This window comes from Streptomyces glaucescens, from assembly GCF_002154375.1.
Lineage (GTDB): Bacteria > Actinomycetota > Actinomycetes > Streptomycetales > Streptomycetaceae > Streptomyces > Streptomyces glaucescens.
In genome coordinates, this window is record NZ_MUND01000200.1 from 11,401 (window position 1) to 30,023 (window position 18,623).

At 72.3% G+C, this 18,623-nt stretch carries 17 protein-coding genes and 1 pseudogene; 11 read left to right on the forward strand and 7 right to left on the reverse strand.

Annotated elements, in window-relative coordinates:
- Positions 1 to 102: 102 nt before the first annotated feature.
- The 4 genes from CCN42_RS14990 to katG all read left to right on the forward strand — a co-directional run bounded on the left by CCN42_RS14990 (position 103) and on the right by katG (position 5,496).
- Positions 103 to 1,329 (forward strand): ABC transporter substrate-binding protein, encoded by a 1,227-nt coding sequence (locus CCN42_RS14990; RefSeq protein ID WP_086736104.1) that lies wholly within the window; start codon positions 103 to 105, stop codon positions 1,327 to 1,329.
- Between the two features lie 10 nt (positions 1,330 to 1,339).
- Positions 1,340 to 2,293, forward strand: a complete 954-nt coding sequence (locus tag CCN42_RS14995; RefSeq protein WP_086736106.1) for a carbohydrate ABC transporter permease — start codon at positions 1,340 to 1,342, stop codon at positions 2,291 to 2,293.
- A 5-nt stretch (positions 2,294 to 2,298) separates the two neighbouring features.
- Positions 2,299 to 3,126, forward strand: coding sequence for a carbohydrate ABC transporter permease (locus tag CCN42_RS15000; protein WP_086736129.1), 828 nt, complete (start codon positions 2,299 to 2,301; stop codon positions 3,124 to 3,126).
- A 177-nt stretch (positions 3,127 to 3,303) separates the two neighbouring features.
- A complete protein-coding gene (gene katG, locus CCN42_RS15005) occupies positions 3,304 to 5,496 on the forward strand; it encodes a catalase/peroxidase HPI (protein ID WP_086736107.1) in 2,193 nt (730 codons plus the stop codon).
- Between the two features lie 57 nt (positions 5,497 to 5,553).
- On the opposite strand, the gene CCN42_RS15010 is transcribed toward katG, so the two are convergent.
- The 4 genes from CCN42_RS15010 to CCN42_RS15025 all read right to left on the reverse strand — a co-directional run bounded on the left by CCN42_RS15010 (position 5,554) and on the right by CCN42_RS15025 (position 10,478).
- A complete protein-coding gene (locus CCN42_RS15010) occupies positions 5,554 to 6,573 on the reverse strand; it encodes a hemolysin family protein (RefSeq protein ID WP_086736109.1) in 1,020 nt (339 codons plus the stop codon).
- Positions 6,570 to 7,907: a hemolysin family protein gene (locus CCN42_RS15015; protein ID WP_086736111.1), complete on the reverse strand. Its 1,338-nt coding sequence runs from the start codon at positions 7,905 to 7,907 to the stop codon at positions 6,570 to 6,572. Before CCN42_RS15015 ends, CCN42_RS15010 begins: the two co-directional genes overlap by 4 nt.
- 205 nt (positions 7,908 to 8,112) lie before the next feature.
- Positions 8,113 to 9,138 carry a hemolysin family protein gene (locus tag CCN42_RS15020; RefSeq protein WP_086736113.1) on the reverse strand — a complete coding sequence of 342 codons (1,026 nt, stop codon included), beginning with the start codon at positions 9,136 to 9,138 and terminating at the stop codon, positions 8,113 to 8,115.
- Positions 9,135 to 10,478, reverse strand: coding sequence for a hemolysin family protein (locus CCN42_RS15025; protein ID WP_086736115.1), 1,344 nt, complete (start codon positions 10,476 to 10,478; stop codon positions 9,135 to 9,137). The genes CCN42_RS15020 and CCN42_RS15025 overlap by 4 nt, the downstream gene beginning before the upstream one ends.
- Positions 10,479 to 10,689: 211 nt before the next feature.
- Between CCN42_RS15025 and CCN42_RS15030 the strand changes: the two are divergent.
- Positions 10,690 to 11,140, forward strand: a pseudogene (locus tag CCN42_RS15030) (tellurite resistance TerB family protein); the annotation flags it as partial.
- A gap of 31 nt (positions 11,141 to 11,171) precedes the next feature.
- Here CCN42_RS15030 and CCN42_RS15035 read toward each other — a convergent pair.
- Complete coding sequence (locus CCN42_RS15035; RefSeq protein ID WP_086736116.1) at positions 11,172 to 12,110, reverse strand: M56 family metallopeptidase; 939 nt, start codon at positions 12,108 to 12,110, stop codon at positions 11,172 to 11,174.
- A gap of 6 nt (positions 12,111 to 12,116) precedes the next feature.
- Positions 12,117 to 12,548: a BlaI/MecI/CopY family transcriptional regulator gene (locus CCN42_RS15040; RefSeq protein WP_086169124.1), complete on the reverse strand. Its 432-nt coding sequence runs from the start codon at positions 12,546 to 12,548 to the stop codon at positions 12,117 to 12,119.
- Between the two features lie 152 nt (positions 12,549 to 12,700).
- Here CCN42_RS15040 and CCN42_RS15045 point away from each other — a divergent pair, with 152 nt between their 5' ends.
- The 6 genes from CCN42_RS15045 (at position 12,701) to CCN42_RS15070 (ending at position 16,743) form a co-directional block, all read left to right on the forward strand.
- Positions 12,701 to 12,916, forward strand: a complete 216-nt coding sequence (locus CCN42_RS15045) for a twin-arginine translocase TatA/TatE family subunit (protein WP_086169125.1) — start codon at positions 12,701 to 12,703, stop codon at positions 12,914 to 12,916.
- A gap of 166 nt (positions 12,917 to 13,082) precedes the next feature.
- Positions 13,083 to 14,030 (forward strand): GlxA family transcriptional regulator, encoded by a 948-nt coding sequence (locus CCN42_RS15050; protein ID WP_086736118.1) that lies wholly within the window; start codon positions 13,083 to 13,085, stop codon positions 14,028 to 14,030.
- A gap of 151 nt (positions 14,031 to 14,181) precedes the next feature.
- Complete coding sequence (locus CCN42_RS15055; protein WP_086736119.1) at positions 14,182 to 14,826, forward strand: DJ-1/PfpI family protein; 645 nt, start codon at positions 14,182 to 14,184, stop codon at positions 14,824 to 14,826.
- A 97-nt stretch (positions 14,827 to 14,923) separates the two neighbouring features.
- The gene (locus CCN42_RS15060) at positions 14,924 to 15,532 is read left to right on the forward strand and encodes a DJ-1/PfpI family protein (protein ID WP_086736121.1); all 609 of its coding nucleotides are present in this window, start codon (positions 14,924 to 14,926) and stop codon (positions 15,530 to 15,532) included.
- Between the two features lie 74 nt (positions 15,533 to 15,606).
- Complete coding sequence (locus CCN42_RS15065; RefSeq protein WP_086736122.1) at positions 15,607 to 16,386, forward strand: DJ-1/PfpI family protein; 780 nt, start codon at positions 15,607 to 15,609, stop codon at positions 16,384 to 16,386.
- A 144-nt stretch (positions 16,387 to 16,530) separates the two neighbouring features.
- The gene (locus tag CCN42_RS15070) at positions 16,531 to 16,743 is read left to right on the forward strand and encodes a hypothetical protein (protein WP_086736124.1); all 213 of its coding nucleotides are present in this window, start codon (positions 16,531 to 16,533) and stop codon (positions 16,741 to 16,743) included.
- Positions 16,744 to 17,058: 315 nt separating this feature from the next.
- Here the strand turns inward: CCN42_RS15070 and CCN42_RS15075 are convergent.
- A partial coding sequence (locus tag CCN42_RS15075; RefSeq protein WP_211294712.1) for a pentapeptide repeat-containing protein occupies positions 17,059 to 18,623 on the reverse strand: 1,565 nt, incomplete at its 5' end.

The following is an 18,623-nucleotide window of genomic DNA, read 5'->3' on the forward strand; positions in this document are numbered from 1 at the left end:
TGTACGGGTCTAGCGGGACACCCGGGGAGTGACGTATTAGTCATCTGGCCAAACAAAATCCCCGGCGAGGAGGCCGGGCATCCCGACAGCAAGGGCCGCAGTATGTCGAAGCGCTTCAACCACTGCCGAGCCACGGCACCGCTCGCCGCCGTCTGCGTCCTGGTCGCGGGGCTGACCGGATGCGGCCGGCAGCGCGACGGCGACGTCTACACCGTGCTGAACTCCTCGACCGACGAGACCTACCACCGCTGGGACGCCCAGGCGATGGACCGCTGCGGCGAGCGGCTCGGCGTCACCGTCGAGCAGCTCAGCGTCCCGGCCGCGCAGGTGATGACGAAGGCGCTGCGCATGGCGTCCTCGAAGTCGCTGCCCGACATCGTGCAGTTCGATGCCTCCGAGATGCCGACGTTCGCCGAGGCGGGCGGCCTGACCGACCTGGAGACCCTCGGCCTGAGCACCCGGGACATCCCCCGGGGCATCGTCGACTTCGGTTCCTACGAGGGGACGTACTACGGCGCTGCCCGCTCCGTGAACACGCTCGCGCTGTTCTACGACCGGGACGTCCTCGACGAGGCCGGCGTGGCGGTCCCCACCACCTGGGACGAGCTGCGGGAGGCGGCGCGGAAGCTCACCCGGGGCAAGCGGTACGGACTGGCGCTCAGCGCGGGCGGCGCGGAGGACGGCGTCTTCCAGTTCACGCCGTTCATGTGGTCCAACGGCGGTGACGAGACCCGGCTCGACGGTCCGCGGGTCGTCGAGGCGCTCGACTACTGGAAGGCCCTGCTGGCGGACGGCTCGCTGTCGAGGTCGACGGTCAACTGGACGCAGGCGGACGTCAACGACCAGTTCATGGCGGGCAACGCGGCCATGATGATCAACGGTCCGTGGCAGGTGGAGACCCTCAACACCAAGAAGTCGCTGCGCTGGGGCATCGCGCGGATCCCGGCACCGAGGGCGGGCGCGGACTCCGTCGCCCCGCTCGGCGGCACCGTGCTCACCGTGCCCGACACCGGCGACCCGGAGCGGCAGCGCACGGCGGGCCGGATCGTCGCGTGCCTGGCCGGTGAGAAGGAGCAGCTGTCCTACGCGCTGAAGAGCTGGATGGTCCCCGCCGACGCCGAGGCCGCCGCCGTGTGGCGCGAGCGGGTGCCCGGACTGCGGGCGCTCGCCGACCAGGTGGCCACCGCCCGGTCCCGTACCGCCAAGCTCGGCGCCGGCTGGCCGAACGTGTCGCTCGCCCTGCAGAGTGCCTTCCAGGCCGCCCTCACCGGCGAGTCCAGCGGGGCCGCCCTGAAGCGCGCCCAGCAGCGGGCCACGAGCGGAAACTGAGGTACGCGCCATGACCACGTCCACCGTCACCGCTCAGGCACCGGCGAAGCCCTCCGGGCGCGCCGCCGCGCCCGACCCTGCCCGGCTGCGCCGCCGCCGCACGCTGGCCCAGTGGGGGTTCGTCGTCCCCGCGGTCGTCTTCATGGTGCTGTTCTTCGGCTACCCGCTCGTCCGCAACGTCGTGATGAGCTTCCAGCACTACACGCCGAAGACGTTCTTCACCGGCGAGGCCCCGTTCAACGGGCTCGGCAACTGGTCGAACGTCTTCCAGGACGCCCTCTTCGGCAAGGCCCTGTGGCACACCCTCGTGTTCACCGCCGGCTCGCTGCTCGGCCAGTTCTGCCTCGGCCTGGCCCTCGCGGTGTTCTTCAGCCGCCGCTTCCCGCTGAACGGCGTCCTGCGGTCGCTGGTCCTGCTGCCCTGGCTGGTGCCCATGGTGGTGTCCGGTGTCGTCTGGCGGCGCATCCTCGACCAGGACACGGGCGTCCTGAACGCGTTCCTCGGCACGCTCGGCCTCGGCGGCGACACCCCCTGGCTGACCAGCCCCGGCATGGCGCTGCTGTCGGTGATCCTGGTCAACATCTGGATCGGCGTCCCGTTCAACATGGTCATCCTGTACGGCGGTCTGCAGGAGATCCCGAGGGAGCTGTACGAGGCGGCCGCCCTGGACGGAGCATCCGCGTGGCGGACGTTCCGCTCGCTCACCCTGCCGATGCTGAGGCCGGTCATCACGGTCGTCCTCGTCCTCGGTTTCATGTCGACGGTGAAGATCCTCGACCTGATCCTCGCGCTCACCGACGGCGGCCCGGCCGACGCCACCCAGACCCTGGGCACGCTGACCTACCAGAACTCCTTCGTCCGGCTGGACTTCGGCGCGGGCGCGGTCGTCGGCAACGTACTCATCCTGGTCTCCGCCGTGTTCGCGGTGCTCTATCTGCGGGCAAGCCGCACCGAGGGGAAGTGACGTCCGTGGTCTCTCGCACGCCCACGCCGGCCAGGCGCCGCTGGGGACACACCGTCGCCGGTGTGCTCATCCTGTGCGTGATGCTCTTCCCGCTGTACTGGATGCTCAACACCGCCCTCCAGCCCGCCTCGGGCCTGCTCCAGGTCGACCCGGTGCCGAGCGGCCTGGACCTGTCCGGCTTCTCCAAGGCCCTCTCCGACCAGGGCGGTCACCTGCTGACCTCGCTGGCCGTCTCGCTCGGCGCGGTCGCCGTCTGCCTCGCGATCGCCGCCCCCGCGGCCTACGGGCTGGCCCGGTTCGGGCTGCGCGGCTCGCGGACGATCGTGTTCGGCACGCTGATCACCCAGATGGTGCCGGGCATCGTCATCGCCAACGCGCTCTACGACTCCTACGTCGATCTCGGCCTGGTCAACACCCACTTCGGCCTGATGCTGGCGGACGCCTCGCTCGGGATCCCGTTCTCGATCGTGCTGATGCGCTCCTTCATGGTGTCGATCCCGGGCGAGGTGATCGAGGCGGCGCAGCTGGACGGGGCGGGGCCGGTGCGGACGTTCCTGCGGGTGGTGCTGCCGATGAGCCGCAATGCGCTGATCACCTCGGGTCTGTTCGCCTTCCTGTTCTCGTGGAGCGACTTCATGTTCGCGCTCACCCTGAACACCACCGACGAGGTCAAGCCGATCACGCTCGGCATCTACCAGTACATCGGCGCGCACGTCGGCGACTGGGGCTCGGTGATGGCCGCGTCCGTGCTGTCCGCGGTGCCCGCGGCGGTCCTGCTCGTCCTCGCCCAGAAGTACATCGCCGCCGGCATCACCGGCGGTTCCGTGAAGTGACCCGCCCGCCGGGCCCCCAGGGGCGGAAAATGTCCGCCTCTTCTCGTACGTTTGTTATGCGGCAATGCCCTGCGTGTTTCATAGCGGCGCGGTCTGCGGTGCGCGACCATACGAACCGCGGCCCTGTGAACTCCTACATCACACCATTCCACGCAGCAGACAGGAAGAAGGACGGGCATGTCCGGCAGCGAAAGCGAGAACCCAGCAATCCCCTCCCCGACGCCCACGCCGACCCGGCGGCCGCGGACGAACCGGGACTGGTGGCCGAACCAGCTGGACCTCCAGGTTCTCCACCAGCACTCGCCCCGCGCCAATCCGATGGAAGAGGACTACGACTATCCGAAGGAGTTCGCGACCCTCGACGTCGAGGCGCTGAAGCGTGACGTCTTCGAGGTGATGACGACATCCCAGGACTGGTGGCCCGCCGACTACGGTCACTACGGTCCGCTCTTCATCCGGATGAGCTGGCATGCCGCGGGCACCTACCGGATCGCGGACGGCAGGGGCGGCGGCGGCAGCGGCGCCCAGCGCTTCGCTCCCCTCAACAGCTGGCCGGACAACGCGAGCCTCGACAAGGCGCGCCGGCTGCTCTGGCCGGTCAAGCAGAAGTACGGCCGGAAAATCTCGTGGGCGGATCTTCTGGTTTTCGCCGGAAACTGCGCCATGGAATCCATGGGATTCAAGACGTTCGGGTTCGGTTTCGGGCGGGAGGACATCTGGGAACCCGAGGAGATCTTCTGGGGACCCGAGGACACCTGGCTCGGAGATGAGCGTTACAGCGGCGACCGGGAACTCACCGGTCCTTTCGCCGCCGTGCAGATGGGACTGATCTACGTCAATCCGGAGGGCCCCAGCGGCAATCCGGATCCGATGGCCGCCGCGCGGGACATTCGCGAGACATTCGGCCGTATGGCGATGAACGACGAGGAGACGGTGGCGCTCATCGTCGGCGGCCACACCTTCGGCAAGTGCCATGGCGCGGTCGACCCCAGTTACATCGGCCCGGAACCCGAGGCCGCCCCCATCGAGCAGCAGGGTCTCGGCTGGCGGAACACCTACGGCAGCGGCAAGGGCCCCGACGCGCTCACCAGCGGGCTGGAGGGCGCGTGGACGACGGCGCCGACGCGGTGGGACAACGGCTACCTGGACAACCTGTTCGGGTACGAGTGGGAGCTGACGAGGAGCCCCGCCGGCGCCCACCAGTGGACGCCCACCGATCCCGCTGCCCGGGACACCGTGCCCGACGCCCACGACCCGGCGAAGCGGCACGCCCCCATGATGCTGACGACGGACATCGCGCTGCGGGTGGACCCGGTGTACGGGCCGATCTCGAAGCGGTTCCACGAGAACCCGGACGAGCTGGCGCTGGCCTTCGCCAAGGCCTGGTACAAGCTGTTGCACCGCGACATGGGCCCCCTCTCGCGTTACCTCGGCCCGTGGGTTCCCGAGCCGCAGCTGTGGCAGGACCCCGTCCCCGCGGTCGATCACGAGCTGGTCGGCGAGGAGGACATCGCCGCCCTCAAGAGCACGGTCCTCGCCTCGGGGCTGTCGGTCTCCCAGCTGGTCGCCACCGCCTGGGCGTCCGCGGCGAGCTTCCGGGGCACCGACAAGCGCGGCGGGGCCAACGGGGCGCGGATCCGGCTCGCGCCGCAGAGGGACTGGGAGATCAACGCCGTACCCGAGGTGACCGAGACGCTGCGGGCGCTGGAGGGGATCCAGCACGATTTCAACAGCTCACGGTCCGACGGGACGCGGGTGTCCCTCGCCGACCTGATCGTCCTCGGCGGGTGCGCGGCCGTGGAACGGGCCGCGCGCGACGCCGGGCACGCCGTCACGGTCCCGTTCGCACCGGGGCGTACGGACGCCTCGCAGGAGCAGACCGATGTGGACACCTTCGCCGTGCTGGAACCCCAGGCGGACGCGTTCCGCAACTACCTCCGGCCGGGCGAGAAGCTGTCGCCGGAGACCCTGATGCTGGACCGCGCGAACATGCTGACCCTGACCGCGCCCGAGATGACGGTGCTGATCGGCGGCATGCGGGCCCTGGACACCGGCTATCAGGGGTCCGCGCACGGCGCGTTCACGCACCGGCCGCGGACGCTCACCAACGACTTCTTCGTCAACCTGCTCGACATGGGAACCGAGTGGAAGGCGTCGGCGTCGGACGAGAACGTCTACGAGGGGCGGGACCGTGCCACCGGCGAGGTGAAGTGGACCGCCACCGTCGTCGACCTCATGTTCGGCGCACACTCGCAGCTGCGCGCCGTCTCGGAGGTCTACGCCGCCCAGGACGCGGGCGAGAAGTTCGTGCGCGACTTCGTGGCCGCGTGGGACAAGGTGATGAACCTCGACCGGTTCGACCTGCGCTGAGCCCGGTGTCCCGGCCGGCCGCGAGCAGTCGGCCGGGACACTCCCCCGAGGGGGCCGTCACGTCCTCTGCGGCTGCAGATAGCGGGCCAGCAGGCCGTCCAGGCTCACCATGCCGGTGAGCCGGCCGGCGTCGTCGCGGACCACGGCGAGCGAGGCACGCCGCCGGCGCAGCAGGTCGATGGCGTCGGCGACCGTGGCGTTCCCGGTCAGCTCGGGGACCGGGCGGGCCAGGGCTCGGGCGCTGGTGGCCCGTCCCCGGGCGCGGGCGACCAGGGCGTCGCGGGCGTGCACCGAGCCGAGGACGGTGCCGTGTTCGCGGACCAGCAGCCGGGTGCGGTCGCCCGCGGCGGCACACCGCAGGATCGCGTCGGCGTCGGCGCCGCCGTCGACCCAGGCGATCTCCGCGGCCGGCACCAGCAGGTCCCGCACCGGGGTCTCCGGCTCGGTCAGTGAACGCGTCAGCAGCTCCGAGTCCGACGCGCTGATCAGCCCCAGCCGCTCGGACTCCGCCACCAGGTGCGTGAGCTGCTCACGGTTGTGCACCGCGGCCAGCTCGTCGCGCGGGGTGACCCGGCACAGCCGCACCAGCGCGTTGCTGATCCGGTTCAGCACCCGGATCAGCGGCCGTACGGCCGTGACCACGGCCCGGAAGGGCGGGGACAGCAGCATCGCCGAGCGCTCCGGGTGGGCGATGGCCCAGGACTTGGGGGCCATCTCACCGACCACCATGTGCAGGAACACCACGACGATCATGGCGACGGCGAACGCCACGCCGTAGCTCACGGCGCTGGGCAGACCCAGCTTGTGCAGCAGCGGGTCGAGTTCGTGGGAGATCGCGGGCTTGGACACCGAGCCGAGGCCCAGGGTGCAGACGGTGATGCCCAGCTGGGCGCCGGCCAGCATCAGGGACAGCTCGCGCATGCCGGCCAGGGCGGCCCCCGCGCCGCGCCGCCCCTCGGCCGCCGCCTTCTCCATGCGGTGCCGTTTGGCGGCGACCAGGGCGAACTCGGCCGCGACGAAGAACCCGCTGCCGATCAGCAGCAGCACGGTCACGAAGAGCGCGGTCGGGAAGCTCATGCGGTGTCCTCCGGCTTCCCGGCGAGCCGCTCGATCGTGACCCGTTCCGGAACGTGCCGGTCCAGGGTGCGCACCTCGATGACCGCGCCGCCGCCGTCGGGCAGCTCCACGGTGATCCGGTCGCCGATGGCCGGGAAGCGGCCGAGCCGGTCGACGATCAGGCCGGCCACGGTGTCGTAGTCCTCCTCCTCGGGCAGCTCGACGCCGGTCGCGCCGGCCACCTCGTCGAGCCGGCGGCCGGCGTCCACGAGCCAGCCGGGGCCGTGGGCGACGGCGACCTCGGTGACGGTGTCGGACTCGTCGGCGATGTCGCCCACGAGCTCCTCGGCGATGTCCTCGTAGGTGACGATGCCCGCGACACCGCCGTGCTCGTCGAGGACCACGGCGAACTCGTCGTCGCGTTCCCGCATCCGTTCCACGGCGTCCGGCAGCGGCAGCGTGTCCGGCAGCAGCAGGGGGCGCCGGGCGACCGTGCCCGCCGTCGTCCCGGCGAGCCGGCCGGCGGGCAGCGCCATCAGCTCGCGGACGCCGAGGACACCGGCGACGTCGTCGGGGTGGTCACCGAGGACGGGGTAGTTGGAGTGGCCGTGCCGGCCGATGAGGCCGACCGCCTCGGCGGCGGTGGCGTCCTTGCGGACGAAGACGGCGTCGACGCGCGGCACCATCACCTCGTCCAGGGTCCGCTCGGAGAACTCCAGGGCGTGGTCGAGCAGGTCGGCGGTCTCGCGCGGCAGGTGCCCCTGCTCGTGGGACTCGCCGATCAGCTGGCCCAGCTCCTCCAGGGTGGCACCGTGGTGCAGTTCCTCGACCGGCTCGATGCCGGCCCTGCGCAGCAGCCTGTTCGCCGCCCCGTCGAAGATCCGTACGAGCGGGCCGACGATCTTCAGGTACGCCAGGGTGGAGGCGGCCAGCGACCTCGCCAGCCGCTCCGGGACGGCGATGGCGAGGTTCTTCGGGGCCAGTTCGCCCAGCACCATCTGCACGGCCGTCGCCAGCACGAAGGCCAGGACGACGGAGATGCCGGTGACGGCGCCGTCGGGGATGCCGGAGCCGGACAGCGGGGGCCTGAGCAGCGCCGACACGGACGGTTCGGCGATGAAGCCGACGACCAGGCCGGTCACCGTGATGCCGAGCTGCGCGCCGGAGAGCATGAACGACAGCCGTTCCAGCACCTTCAGCGCGCGGGCGGCCTTGCGGTCCCCCGTCTGGGCCGCCCGGGCGAGTGCCAGCCGGTCGGCGGAGACGTACGCGAACTCCTGGGCGACGAAGTAGCCGGTGCCGGCGGTCAGCACGAACACGGCCAGCACGCCCAGCCACGCTTCCACGGCACTCATCGAACACCGTCCCGCCGTGTGCCGTGCTCAGGGGATTCCCGGCGGGACGGTCGGGGACTGTGCCCCGAGGGGTCCGTCGATCTGGCGGACAAGCAGCGACTCCTCATCTTGGTATGTATCCGGACAACGATTTTGGCCGGAACCTGGTTCCCGGTCGTGATCGGCCCGCCGGTTGCGGTGCGGCGGGGCATAGGGACTCCGGCTGTCAGGCGGGGGCCGGAGCCGCCGGTCCGACCAGCTCGTCCAGGACGTCCTCCATCGTCACGAACCCGATCACCCTGCCGCTCGCGCCGACGACGGCAGCGAGGTGGCTGCCGTCGGCGCGCAGGGCGGTGAGGGTGTCGTCGAGCGGCGTGTCGATCCGGACGCGGGTGACCCGGTGCAGGGCGGTGCGCGGGAACGGCCGGTCGCGGTCGGTGACGCCGAGGGTGTCCTTGATGTGCAGATAGCCCAGGAGGGTGCCGTCGGGGCCGGTGACCGGGAAGCGGGAGAACCCCGCCTCGGCGGCCGTCCGCTCCAGCCGCGCCGGGGTGATCGACGCGTCCACGGTCCGCATCTCCCGTGCCGGGACGAGGATCTCACCGACCGGCCGGGTGCCCAGTTCCAGCGCGTCACGCAGCCGCTCGCCGTCGGCGGGCGTCAGCAGCCCTGCCTCGCTGGCGTCGACGACCATGCGGGCGAGCTGGTCGTCGGTGAAGGCGGAGGCGACCTCGTCCTTCGGCTCGACGCGCAGCAGCCGCAGCAGGGCGTTGGCGAAGGCGTTGATGCCGAAGACGACCGGCCGGAGCGCGCGGGTGAGGCCCACCAGGGGCGGGCCGAGCAGCAGCGCGGTGGCCACGGGCGCGGCGAGCGCGATGTTCTTGGGGACCATCTCGCCGATCAGCATGTGCAGATACGTGGCGAGGGCCAGCGCGATGACGAACGCGACCGGGTGGACCAGGCCGTGCGGGAGGTGGACCGCCGCGAACGCGGGTTCGAGCAGGTGGGCGATGGCGGGTTCGGCGACCGCGCCGAGCACCAGCGAGGAGGCGGTGATGCCGAGCTGGGCGGTGGCCATCATCGCGGACAGGTGCTCGAGGCCCCACAGGGTCATCCGGGCCCGCTTGTTGCCGCTCTGGGCGCGCGGCTCGATCTGGCTGCGGCGGACCGAGATCAGCGCGAACTCGGCGCCGACGAAGAAGGCGTTGGTGAGCAGCGTCAGGGCGCCGACGGCGAGCTGCACGGCGGTCATCGGGCGTCCTCCGCGAGGCGGGCGGTACGGGCGGAGGCGGGGGCGGGGGCGGTGATCCGTATACGGTCGGCGCGGTGGTGGTCGACCTCCAGGACCTCCAGCTGCCAGCCGTCGAGGTCGAGGACGTCTCCCTTGACGGGGATGCGCGCGAGATGGGTGGCGAGCAGGCCGGCCACGGTCTCGTACGGCCCCTCGGGGGCGGCGAGTCCCGTCTCGGCGAGCTGGTCGAGGCGTACGCCGCCGTCGGCCTCCCACACCTCGCGGCCGTCACCGGTGCGCGGCGCGGGCAGCAGGTCGGGGGTCTCGACGGGGTCGTGCTCGTCGCGGACCTCGCCGACGACCTCCTCGACGATGTCCTCCACCGTCGCCACACCGGCCGTGCCGCCGTACTCGTCGATGACCACGGCCATGGTGCGGCTCGCGCGCAGCCGCTCCAGCAGGCGGTCGGCGGGCAGGCTGTCCGGCACCAGCAGTGGCTCGGTGGTCAGCGCCGTGACCGGGGTGAGCGCCCGCTGCTCCGGGGGGAGGGCGAGGACGTCGCGGATGTGGACGCTGCCCACCACCTCGTCGAGGCTGTGGCGGTAGACCGGGAAGCGGGACAGGCCGGTGGCGTGCGTGAGGTTGGCGGCGTCGGCGGCCGTCGCGTGCGCTTCGAGTGCCTTGACGTCGACGCGCGGGGTCATGACGTTCTGCGCCGTCAGCTCGCTCAGGTGCAGGGTGCGCACGAACAGTTCGGCCGAGTCCGCCTCCAGGGCACCCTCGGCGGCCGAGTGGCGGGCGAGCGCGACCAGTTCCTCGGGGGTGCGGGCGGAGGCCAGCTCCTCGGCGGGTTCGAGGCCGAAGCGGCGGACGAAACGGTTCGCCGTGTTGTTGAGGTGGCGGATGAACGGGCCGAACGCGGCGGTGAAGCCGCGCTGGGGGCCCGCCACCACCTTGGCGACGGCCAGCGGCCGGGAGATCGCCCAGTTCTTCGGCACCAGCTCGCCGACCACCATCAGCACGACGGTGGACACCAGCACGCCCAGCACGGTCGCCACCGGCGAGGCGGCGCCGCCCAGGCCGAGCGCCCGCAGCGGGCCGCGCAGCAGCGCCGCGAGGGACGGCTCGGCGAGCATGCCGATCACCAGCGAGGTGACGGTGATGCCGAGCTGGGCACCGGAGAGCTGGAGGGTCAGCCGGCGTACGGCCCGCAGGGCGCCGTCGGCGCCGCGTTCACCGGCCTCGGCGGCTCGTTCGAGGTCGGCGCGTTCGACGGTGGTCAGCGAGAACTCGGCCGCGACGAACACCGCGCAGGCCAGGGTGAGGAGCAGGGCCAGCAGGAGCAGCAGGACCTCGGTCACCGTGCCACCCCCGCTCCCTCACCCGGATGAGGACCGCACGGGACGGCACGGCTGGTACTGGGAGGCTCACCCATCGGGAACCTTCGCTCCTTCTCTTCGGGACGTGGGGGAAACAGGATCGCCTGCTTCTACATCCACTGTAAAGGACTGATGGTTTCTACATGACTGTAGACATCACCGTCGAAGCCCGGATCGCTCCGAAGGAGATGCCATGGCCCTGTGGGACCGCCTCGAGGAATCCGCGTCGCAGGTGCAGGCCCAGCTGACGGCGAAAAAGGACGAGCTGACCAGCGGCGCGTTCCGCGACGCCGGTATGGCGATGTGCGCGCTGGTCGCCGCCGCCGACGGCACGGCCGGCCGTCCGAACGGCAGCGCGTGGCCCAGCTCGTCGGCACCGACGACGTGCTGCGGAACTTCCCCGCCGACGACCTGCGGCGCCGCTTCGAGGAGAACGTGGACAAGCTCACCGCCGACTTCGGCTTCGGCGAGGTGAGCATGCTCCAGGAAATCGCCAAGGCCGGGAAGAAGCCCGCCGAGGCGCGCGCGGTGGTCCAGATCGGGATCGTCATCGGCGGCGCCGACGGCCACTTCGAGCGGACGAGCAGGCCGTCGTCCGCGAGGCCTGCTTCGCGCTCGGCCTGCCGCCGCACGAGTTCGGTCTCCGACGGGTCCGGCCCGGGCGGGCGCCCGCCCTCAGAGCGGGGTCGCCGCGTGCAGGACGAGGGCCGGCGTCACCGCCGAGTTGGCGGAGGACATCGCGGACACGGCCGTGCCCACGGCCGCCGTCCACGCCGCCGGCCCCACCGCGGTGAACGCCGGCGGCCACTCCCCCACGGCGGGCGCCGGGCCGAGCAGGGCCGCGACCCGGCGCGGCACCGGCCCGGGCGCGGCGAAGCCCGCGAGTGTCGGCAGGAGCGTCCCCCAGGAGACCAGCGCCGCCTTGCCGATCGCTCGGGCCACGACGCGGCGGTCGACGGCCCGGGCCGCCTCCTCGTCCGCCCACCGCTCCGCCGTGTACGACACCGCCGTACGCAGCGGCGGCAGGAACGGGTTGGCCCGCGCGGCCAGCCGAACGACCAGCAGGAACCGGTGGTGCCGGGCCGACAGATGGGCCCGCTCGTGCGCGAACAGCGCGCGGCGCTCGGCCGGCCGGAGACCCGAGAGCAGACCCGTGGTGACGACGACGCGGCCCGTCCGGTCGCGGGCGCCGCCGGGCAGGGCGTAGGCGTACGGCGTGTCGTCGGGCAGGACGGCGACCCCGGTGCCGGGGAGGCCGGCGAGCGCCCGGTGGGCGCGGCGCCGTACGGTCCGGTGCCGCCACAGCAGCCCGCCGCAGGCCACCGCGACGGCCAGCAGCGCGGGGACGGCCAGCTTCCCGGCCACCTCGTCCTGCGGGACGGCCGCCCGCACCTCGGGGTCCGACCATCCGTCCGGCAACGGGTTGCCCGGCAGCTGCGCGGTGCCGACCACCATCAGCAGGCCCAGACAGACCGTGCTGCACAGCGCCATCACACCGGCCACCCCCGTCAGCAGCCGGGTGGCGACGCGCGGATGCAGGTGCTGCTCGGCGAGCCGGGCGATCGGCCGGGCGGTCAAGGGCAGGACCAGCGGCAGAAGGACGAACACCCCCATGCGGCCTCAGTCTTCCCCTTCGCCCGCTTCTCCCGCGTCGTCCCCGTCCGCCTCCGCCGGGACATCGCCCTTCGCGCGGTCCAGCAGGTCGCGCAGCAGCCGCTCGTCGTCCGCGTCCAGCCCGGTGACGAAGCTGGCCAGTACCGCTTCGCGGTCGCTCTCGGCGTCCAGCACCTTGCGCATCCTGCGGGCGGCGAGCCCGGCCTCGTCCGCGGCGGGCGTCCAGGCGAAGGACCGGCCGGCCCGCTCCCGGGTGACCGCGCCCTTGACCATGAGCCGGGTCAGGATCGTGACGACGGTCGTGTAGGCGAGCCCTCCTCCGAGCCGCTCCTGCACCCAGCCGGCCGTCGCGGGGCCGTCCGCCTCACGCAGGGCGGACAGGACCTGTGCCTCCAGCTCGCCCTGCCCCCGCCGCCGGGGACGCCGCTGATCCGTCACGCCCTGTCTCCCTTCCGCCGACGCCTGCGTCACGAGCGGTACATCGTAAACCGCGAGGCTGGAGCCACTGTCCGGGTTTTCTACAGTGCTGTAGCTTGCCTTCGGGGGTCCGCGTCGCGGGCCTGGACCGCACCCGCTGAAAAAGGAACGCAGTGTTCGGACTGAGTGAGCTGGCCGTCGTCCTCATCGTCGTCATAGCCGTGATCGCCGCGAGGAAGGGCCCGGAGCTGGCCCGGTCGGCCGGCAAGGCGGCGCGCATCCTCAAGGCGGAGCGCAGGGCGATGAAGGACGGCGGGGAACCGGCCGCGCCCCGTGTGATCCGCGGAGAGACGCAGACCCCCGCCCCGCCGCACCGGCCGCAGGACTGAGCACCCGGCTCCTGCCCTGACGCCTGACCGCCCGCGCCGCTCCCCGACCGCCCGCTCGCTGTCGCGCGCGAGGGCGATGAGCGCCTCGATCCCCTCGGCGTCCGGTCCGCCCCGAGTTCTCCCGCGTGATTCCGGCGAGCCGGGCCGTGGCCTAGGCTCCGGTCGCATGCAGGTGGTTGCGGTTCTCGCGCTCGACGGGGTGTCGGCCTTCGATCTGGCCATCCCCTGCCAGGTGTTCGCGTTCGCCGCCCGGGACGACGGGACACCGGCCTACGAGGTGCGGGTGTGCGCCGACCGGGCCCTGCCGGCGATGGCCGGCCCGGCACAGCCGTTCAGCATCTCCGCCCCGTACGGCTGGGACGACGTCCTCGACGCGGCCACCGTCGTCGTGCCCGGCATCCCCCACGACAGCGTCCCCGATCCGCGCGCCGTCCGGTTGCTGAGGGAGGCGGCGGCCCGCGGGGCGCGCATCGCCTCCATCTGCACCGGCGCCTTCGCCCTCGGCCACGCCGGACTCCTGGAGGGCCGCCGCGCGACCACTCACTGGCGGTTCGCGGACCGGCTGGCCGAACGCTTCCCCGGCACCCGCGTCGACCCGTCCGTGCTCTACGTCGACGAGGGCCGGGTGCTGACCTCGGCCGGGATCGCCGCCGGCCTCGACCTGTGCCTGCACATGGTCCGCCGCGACCACGGCGCGGCGGCCGCCGCGGCGGTCGCGCGCCTGCTGGTGATGCCGCCGCAACGGACCGGCGGCCAGGCCCAGTTCATCGAGTACCGGGCGCCCGAGGACGACTCGGCCGACCTCGGTGACACCTTGCAGTGGATGCGCGGCAAGCTGAACGAGCCGCTCAGCCTCGCCGACATCGCCGCGCACGCGATGATGAGCCGCCGCAGCCTGTCCCGGCACTTCCGCGCCCAGACCGGCACGACCCCGCTGCGCTGGCTGCTCGCCCAGCGCGTGCAGCGCGCCAGGGAACTCCTGGAGACGACGGCGCTGCCGCTGACGAGGGTGGCCGACGAGACCGGCTTCGGCTCCGTCGAGGCGCTGCGCCACCACTTCACCCGGCAGGTCGGCACGACCCCGTCCGCGTACCGGGACACCTTCCGCATGTGAGCCGTGCGGCGGGCCTCGGGGGCTGGCCGCATCTTGCGCATGATCGGCCCGCACGCCGGTGTCGTCGGTCACCGGCCGTCGGAAGACTGAACGCGTTCCCGCTTCCGCCGGCCGCCGGACACCGCGCTGCCACGTCCACCCGGAGACGCCCATGTCCACCCCTGACCCCGCCCCGCTCCCGCGCACCGGCGACCGGACGCGGCGGCCACTGCGCGTCCACACCGTGCTCTACGACGGCGTCGAGGAGCAGGACTTCGCCGGTCACGTCGAGGTCCTCGGCATCGCCGGCGAGGACCTCGTCGCCCAGTCCTTCGTGCACGCCGAGGGCGTGCGGCGGGTGCGGACGGCGGCCGGCATGGAGATCCTGTGCCGGGACGCCTGGTCACCCCGCTCGGCCGACGTGATCATCGTGCCCGGCGCGGGGTACGGCGACGGCTCCGGGCTGCAACGGGAGATCCGGCGCGGCATCCTGCCCCGCGCCCTGAGGGCGGCCCCCAGGAAGGGCCTCGTCCTGGGGGCGGTGTGCACGGGCACCATGCTGCTGTCCGCCGCCGGACTGACTGCGGGGCGCCGGTGCACCACCCACCACATCGCCCAGGAGGACCTGCGGCGCGAGGGCGGACAGGTGGTCGGTGGCCGGGTCGTCGACGACGGCGACCTCGTCACCTGCGGCGGTGTCACCTCGGGCATCGACCTCGGCATCTGGCTGCTCGAACGGTTCCTCGGGCCGGACACGGCCGTCTTCGCCGAGGAGGTGCTGGAGTACCAGCGCCGGGGCACCGTCAACACCCGTTGATCCGGGCGCCGTACCGCCGCCCGGCGAACCGCCAGAACCGTGTCCGCCACCTCCGGCACCGCTCCCCGCGGCAGCCCCGACACCGAACGGCTCAGCGATGACCACCTACGGCATCCTCCTCTTCGACACCGCGGAGGAACTCGACTTCGCGGGCCCCTGGGAAGTCCTCACCACCTCCGCGGCGCTGCGCGACGGCGCCGACACCGCGATGCTCCTCGCCGAACGGCCCGGCCCGGTGCGCTGCGCCAACGGCATGCGCGTGCTGCCGGACCGCACCCTCGACGACCACCCGCCGCTCGATGTCCTGCTCGTCCCCGGTGGCTCCGGGGCCCGGGAGCCCGAGCCGCACAATCCGCGCGTCACCGGATGGCTCGCCGACCGGGCCGCGCGGGCCCAGTGGGTGGTCGGGGTCTGCACCGGCGTCTTCCTGCTGCACGCCGCCGGACCGGCGCGCGGCCGCCGGGTGGCCACCCACTGGCAGTACGAGGCGGCCCTCGCGGCACGCGGGGACGTCACCGTCGTGTCCGATGCCCGGTACGTCGTCGACGACCGGCTCCTGACCAGCCAGGGCGTCTCCGCCGGGATCGACAGCGCGCTCTGGCTCGTCGGCCGGCTGCACGGCCGTGACCACGCACGCGCCGTGCGCCGCGAGCTCCAGTACGACCCCGCGCCCCCGTACCTCGCCGACGAGCCCCTCGCCGGCTGACCCACCGACCGGGCCGCCTGGCCTCCAGGAGCCCCTTCTTGCTCCCACCCCCCACCCAGCGAAAGGGACGATCCGTGAAACGACGCACCCTCCTGCGCGGCACGACCGCTCTCGGTGCCGCCGGCCTCGCCGCCGGCGCCGCCCCGCACACTGCCGCCGCGGCCCCCTCGCCGCGCGGCGACGGCGCACCCTTCCGCGTGCACGTCGTCCTCTTCGACGGCGTCGAGGAACTGGACCTGTCCGCCCCCTACGAAGTGCTCGCCGCCTCCGACTACTTCACCGACCGCTCCGTCGACGTGCGCTACGTCGCCCTCGACGGCCCACGCAACGTCAGGGCCGCCTTCGGCACCACCCTGCGCGTCGACCACGCGTGGGCGCCGGAGCAGGCCGATCTCCTCGTCGTCCCGGGCGGCGGTTACGCCCGCCGGGACGACCCCGGGGTCTGGGCCGAGATCCGGCGGGGAGCGCTGCCCCGGGCCCTGGCCCAGGCCCCTCGCCCGGGACTCACCATCAGCGCCCTGTGCACCGGGGTGATGCTGCTCTCCGCGGCCGGCCTGACCCGGGGCCGGCCCTGCACCACCCACCACCGGGCACGGCAGGACCTCGAAGAGCAGGGCGGGCTGCTGAAGAACGCCCGGGTCGTCGACGACGGCGACCTGGTCACCGCCGGAGGCGTCACCTCCGGTCTGGACCTCGCCCTGTGGCTGGCCCGCCGCGAGCTGGGCGTCGACACCGCGCTCGGCCTGGAGGCCATGCTGGAGTACGAGGCGCGCGGCACGGTCTGGACGGCCCGCCCGCGCCCTGCCCGACGTACGGACGCGCGGGCGGACGAGGGCGCGAGGACGGCACCCTGACGGCCAGCGTCCACGAACTCCGGGACACCGCGCAGGCTGGCTGAGTCACGCTGCGACGGCCGCCTCTTGGACCAAGGGGCGGCCTCTCCTGAGCCTGACCACCTCAGCAGGCGACCCGAGGCTGACCGCCACCCCCCTGACACCATGGCGACTGATCATTCCGCCGTCGTCTGCCCGCCCTCCGAGGACGGCGGCCGACGCGTCCGGATCGGCAGCCGCTTCGTCGGCATTGCCCACAGCATCACGGACGTAGTCGCGTTCATGCAGCAGGTCGGCCTGCGAGGCTGGGATGAGACGGACGTCGACCGGACCGAACTGATCGAGTGGCGAGGCGGCGGGCCCGACGCATGGCGGTGACGAAAAAGCCGCGGGAGGCCGGGAGGCAGCGGCGGGCCCTGCCGGCCGGACAGCACGGCAGGGCCCCGCGAGGGGGACCACCCGGGGGGCCGATGATCCCACGCGCACCACCATGCATCACATCCAGCCACAGCGGTAGATACCAGCCACGGGGATCTGCTGCCGATGCCGGGGCGCACGGGAAGTCTCAGCGGGCAGTCCTGTGACCTGGGTACCGAGATCATCCGTGCGGCGCCCCGCGCGATGTAGGGGTACCGATCACTTCAGTGCCCGGCGGCCGTTGACTCCTCGGTCTCTGCCGCGTGAGGACAGAAGTCAGCGTTTGACGCGGCTACGGATGGCGAGGACGGCCAGGCCGAGGAGGACGGGTTCGGCCAGCCGGGAGGTCATCTCGGTGTAGGTGCCGGTCGTGGTGAGGTCTTGTCCGGAGGAGCGGAAGATGACTGAGTTGATCACCACCCGCAAACTCTTCTCGAACCGTTCGGCGGTGACGCGTTCAGTCAGCGGACCGCTGGGGTTGACCGGGTCGGGGGTGGCGGTGGTGAGGGAGATCTTCTGCCCCACGGCGACCTGGCGGCCGGTGGTGGTCGGCCTCGGATCGTCGGCGGGCAGGCCCCACAGGATCATCACCGCGATCGTGACGGCCATGGCCGCTCCCAACCAGGTCAGTGCGCGGGTGGCACGCAGCCCGTACCCGGACAAGGCCCAGTACAGCCTCAACAGCGCCCGTTCCCCCCGAGGCCGGGTGGTGTCGTGGCGGCGCATCTCGCATTCGCCGTAGTAGAAGTCGGCGGCGTCCGGCTCGTTCTTACCGTCCTCCAGCGACTTGCGCAGCTGCCGGTACAGCGCTGCCACCGCCGCCGGCTTCAGTTCCGGAGCATCCTGCGGCGGAGTAGTCCAGCCTCGGGCGATGGCCCGGTCGAGGTCGCGGGCGGTGCGCACTCGCCAATGGTGTTCCTCGATCACTGTGTTGCGCCGGCTCCACCGCCAGGGGAAGCGGCGGATCCAGCCGGTGGGGGTGACGGCGAAGGTGCACCAGCCATCGACCTTCAGCTGGTCGAGGTGGACGGCGCCGGCGAACCGGCATCCGCTCAGGTCGATGTCGTGCAGTGCCAGGTGCGCGGCATCCACTCCGCCGAGGGTGCTCAGGCGCACGCCGGGCTCCAGACCGGACAACCCCGACTCTGGCAACACGCCAGGCCACAGAGACCGGGGGAAGGGGGTGGGTCGGGTGGCGACCAACACGGGGTATTCGAAGACCGCGTCTCTCAGGTCCAGCTCGGCGTAGCGCAGGTGCAGCGTGGCGGTCGACGCCCATCGCGTGCGTGCGCAGGTCACCTGACGGGCGGCGATCTCCAATGTCACCGGTTGCTGGAATACCGCAACGTCCAGTATCACCTGCTTGTTGCATACCAGCGGCCCCACGTGCGACGCCGTTTCGAATCGCGCCCCGCTGAACATGGCGTCGCCGGAGAAGGACGCCCCGCCGAACCCGACGTTGTCGGAGAAGGACGCCCCGCCGAACCAGGCGTCACCGGAGAAGGACACCCAGTCGAACATGGCGTTGCCGGAGAAGGACGTCCCGCCGAACTCGGCGTCGCCGGAGAAGAACGCTCCGCTGAACGTGGCAGTGCCGGAGAAGGACGCTCCGCCGAACGTGGCGTCACCGGAGAAAGACGCCTCCTGGAACGTGGCGTTGCCGGAGAAGGACGCCTCGAAGAACCGGACGTCGCCGGCGAAGGACACCCGGTTGAACCTGGTGTCGCCGGAGAAGGACGCCCTGCCGAAGGAGGCGGTGCCGGAGAAGGACGCTCCGCCGAACGTGGCGTCACCGGAGAAGGATGCTTCGCCGAACATTGCGTCGCCGGCGAAGGACGCCT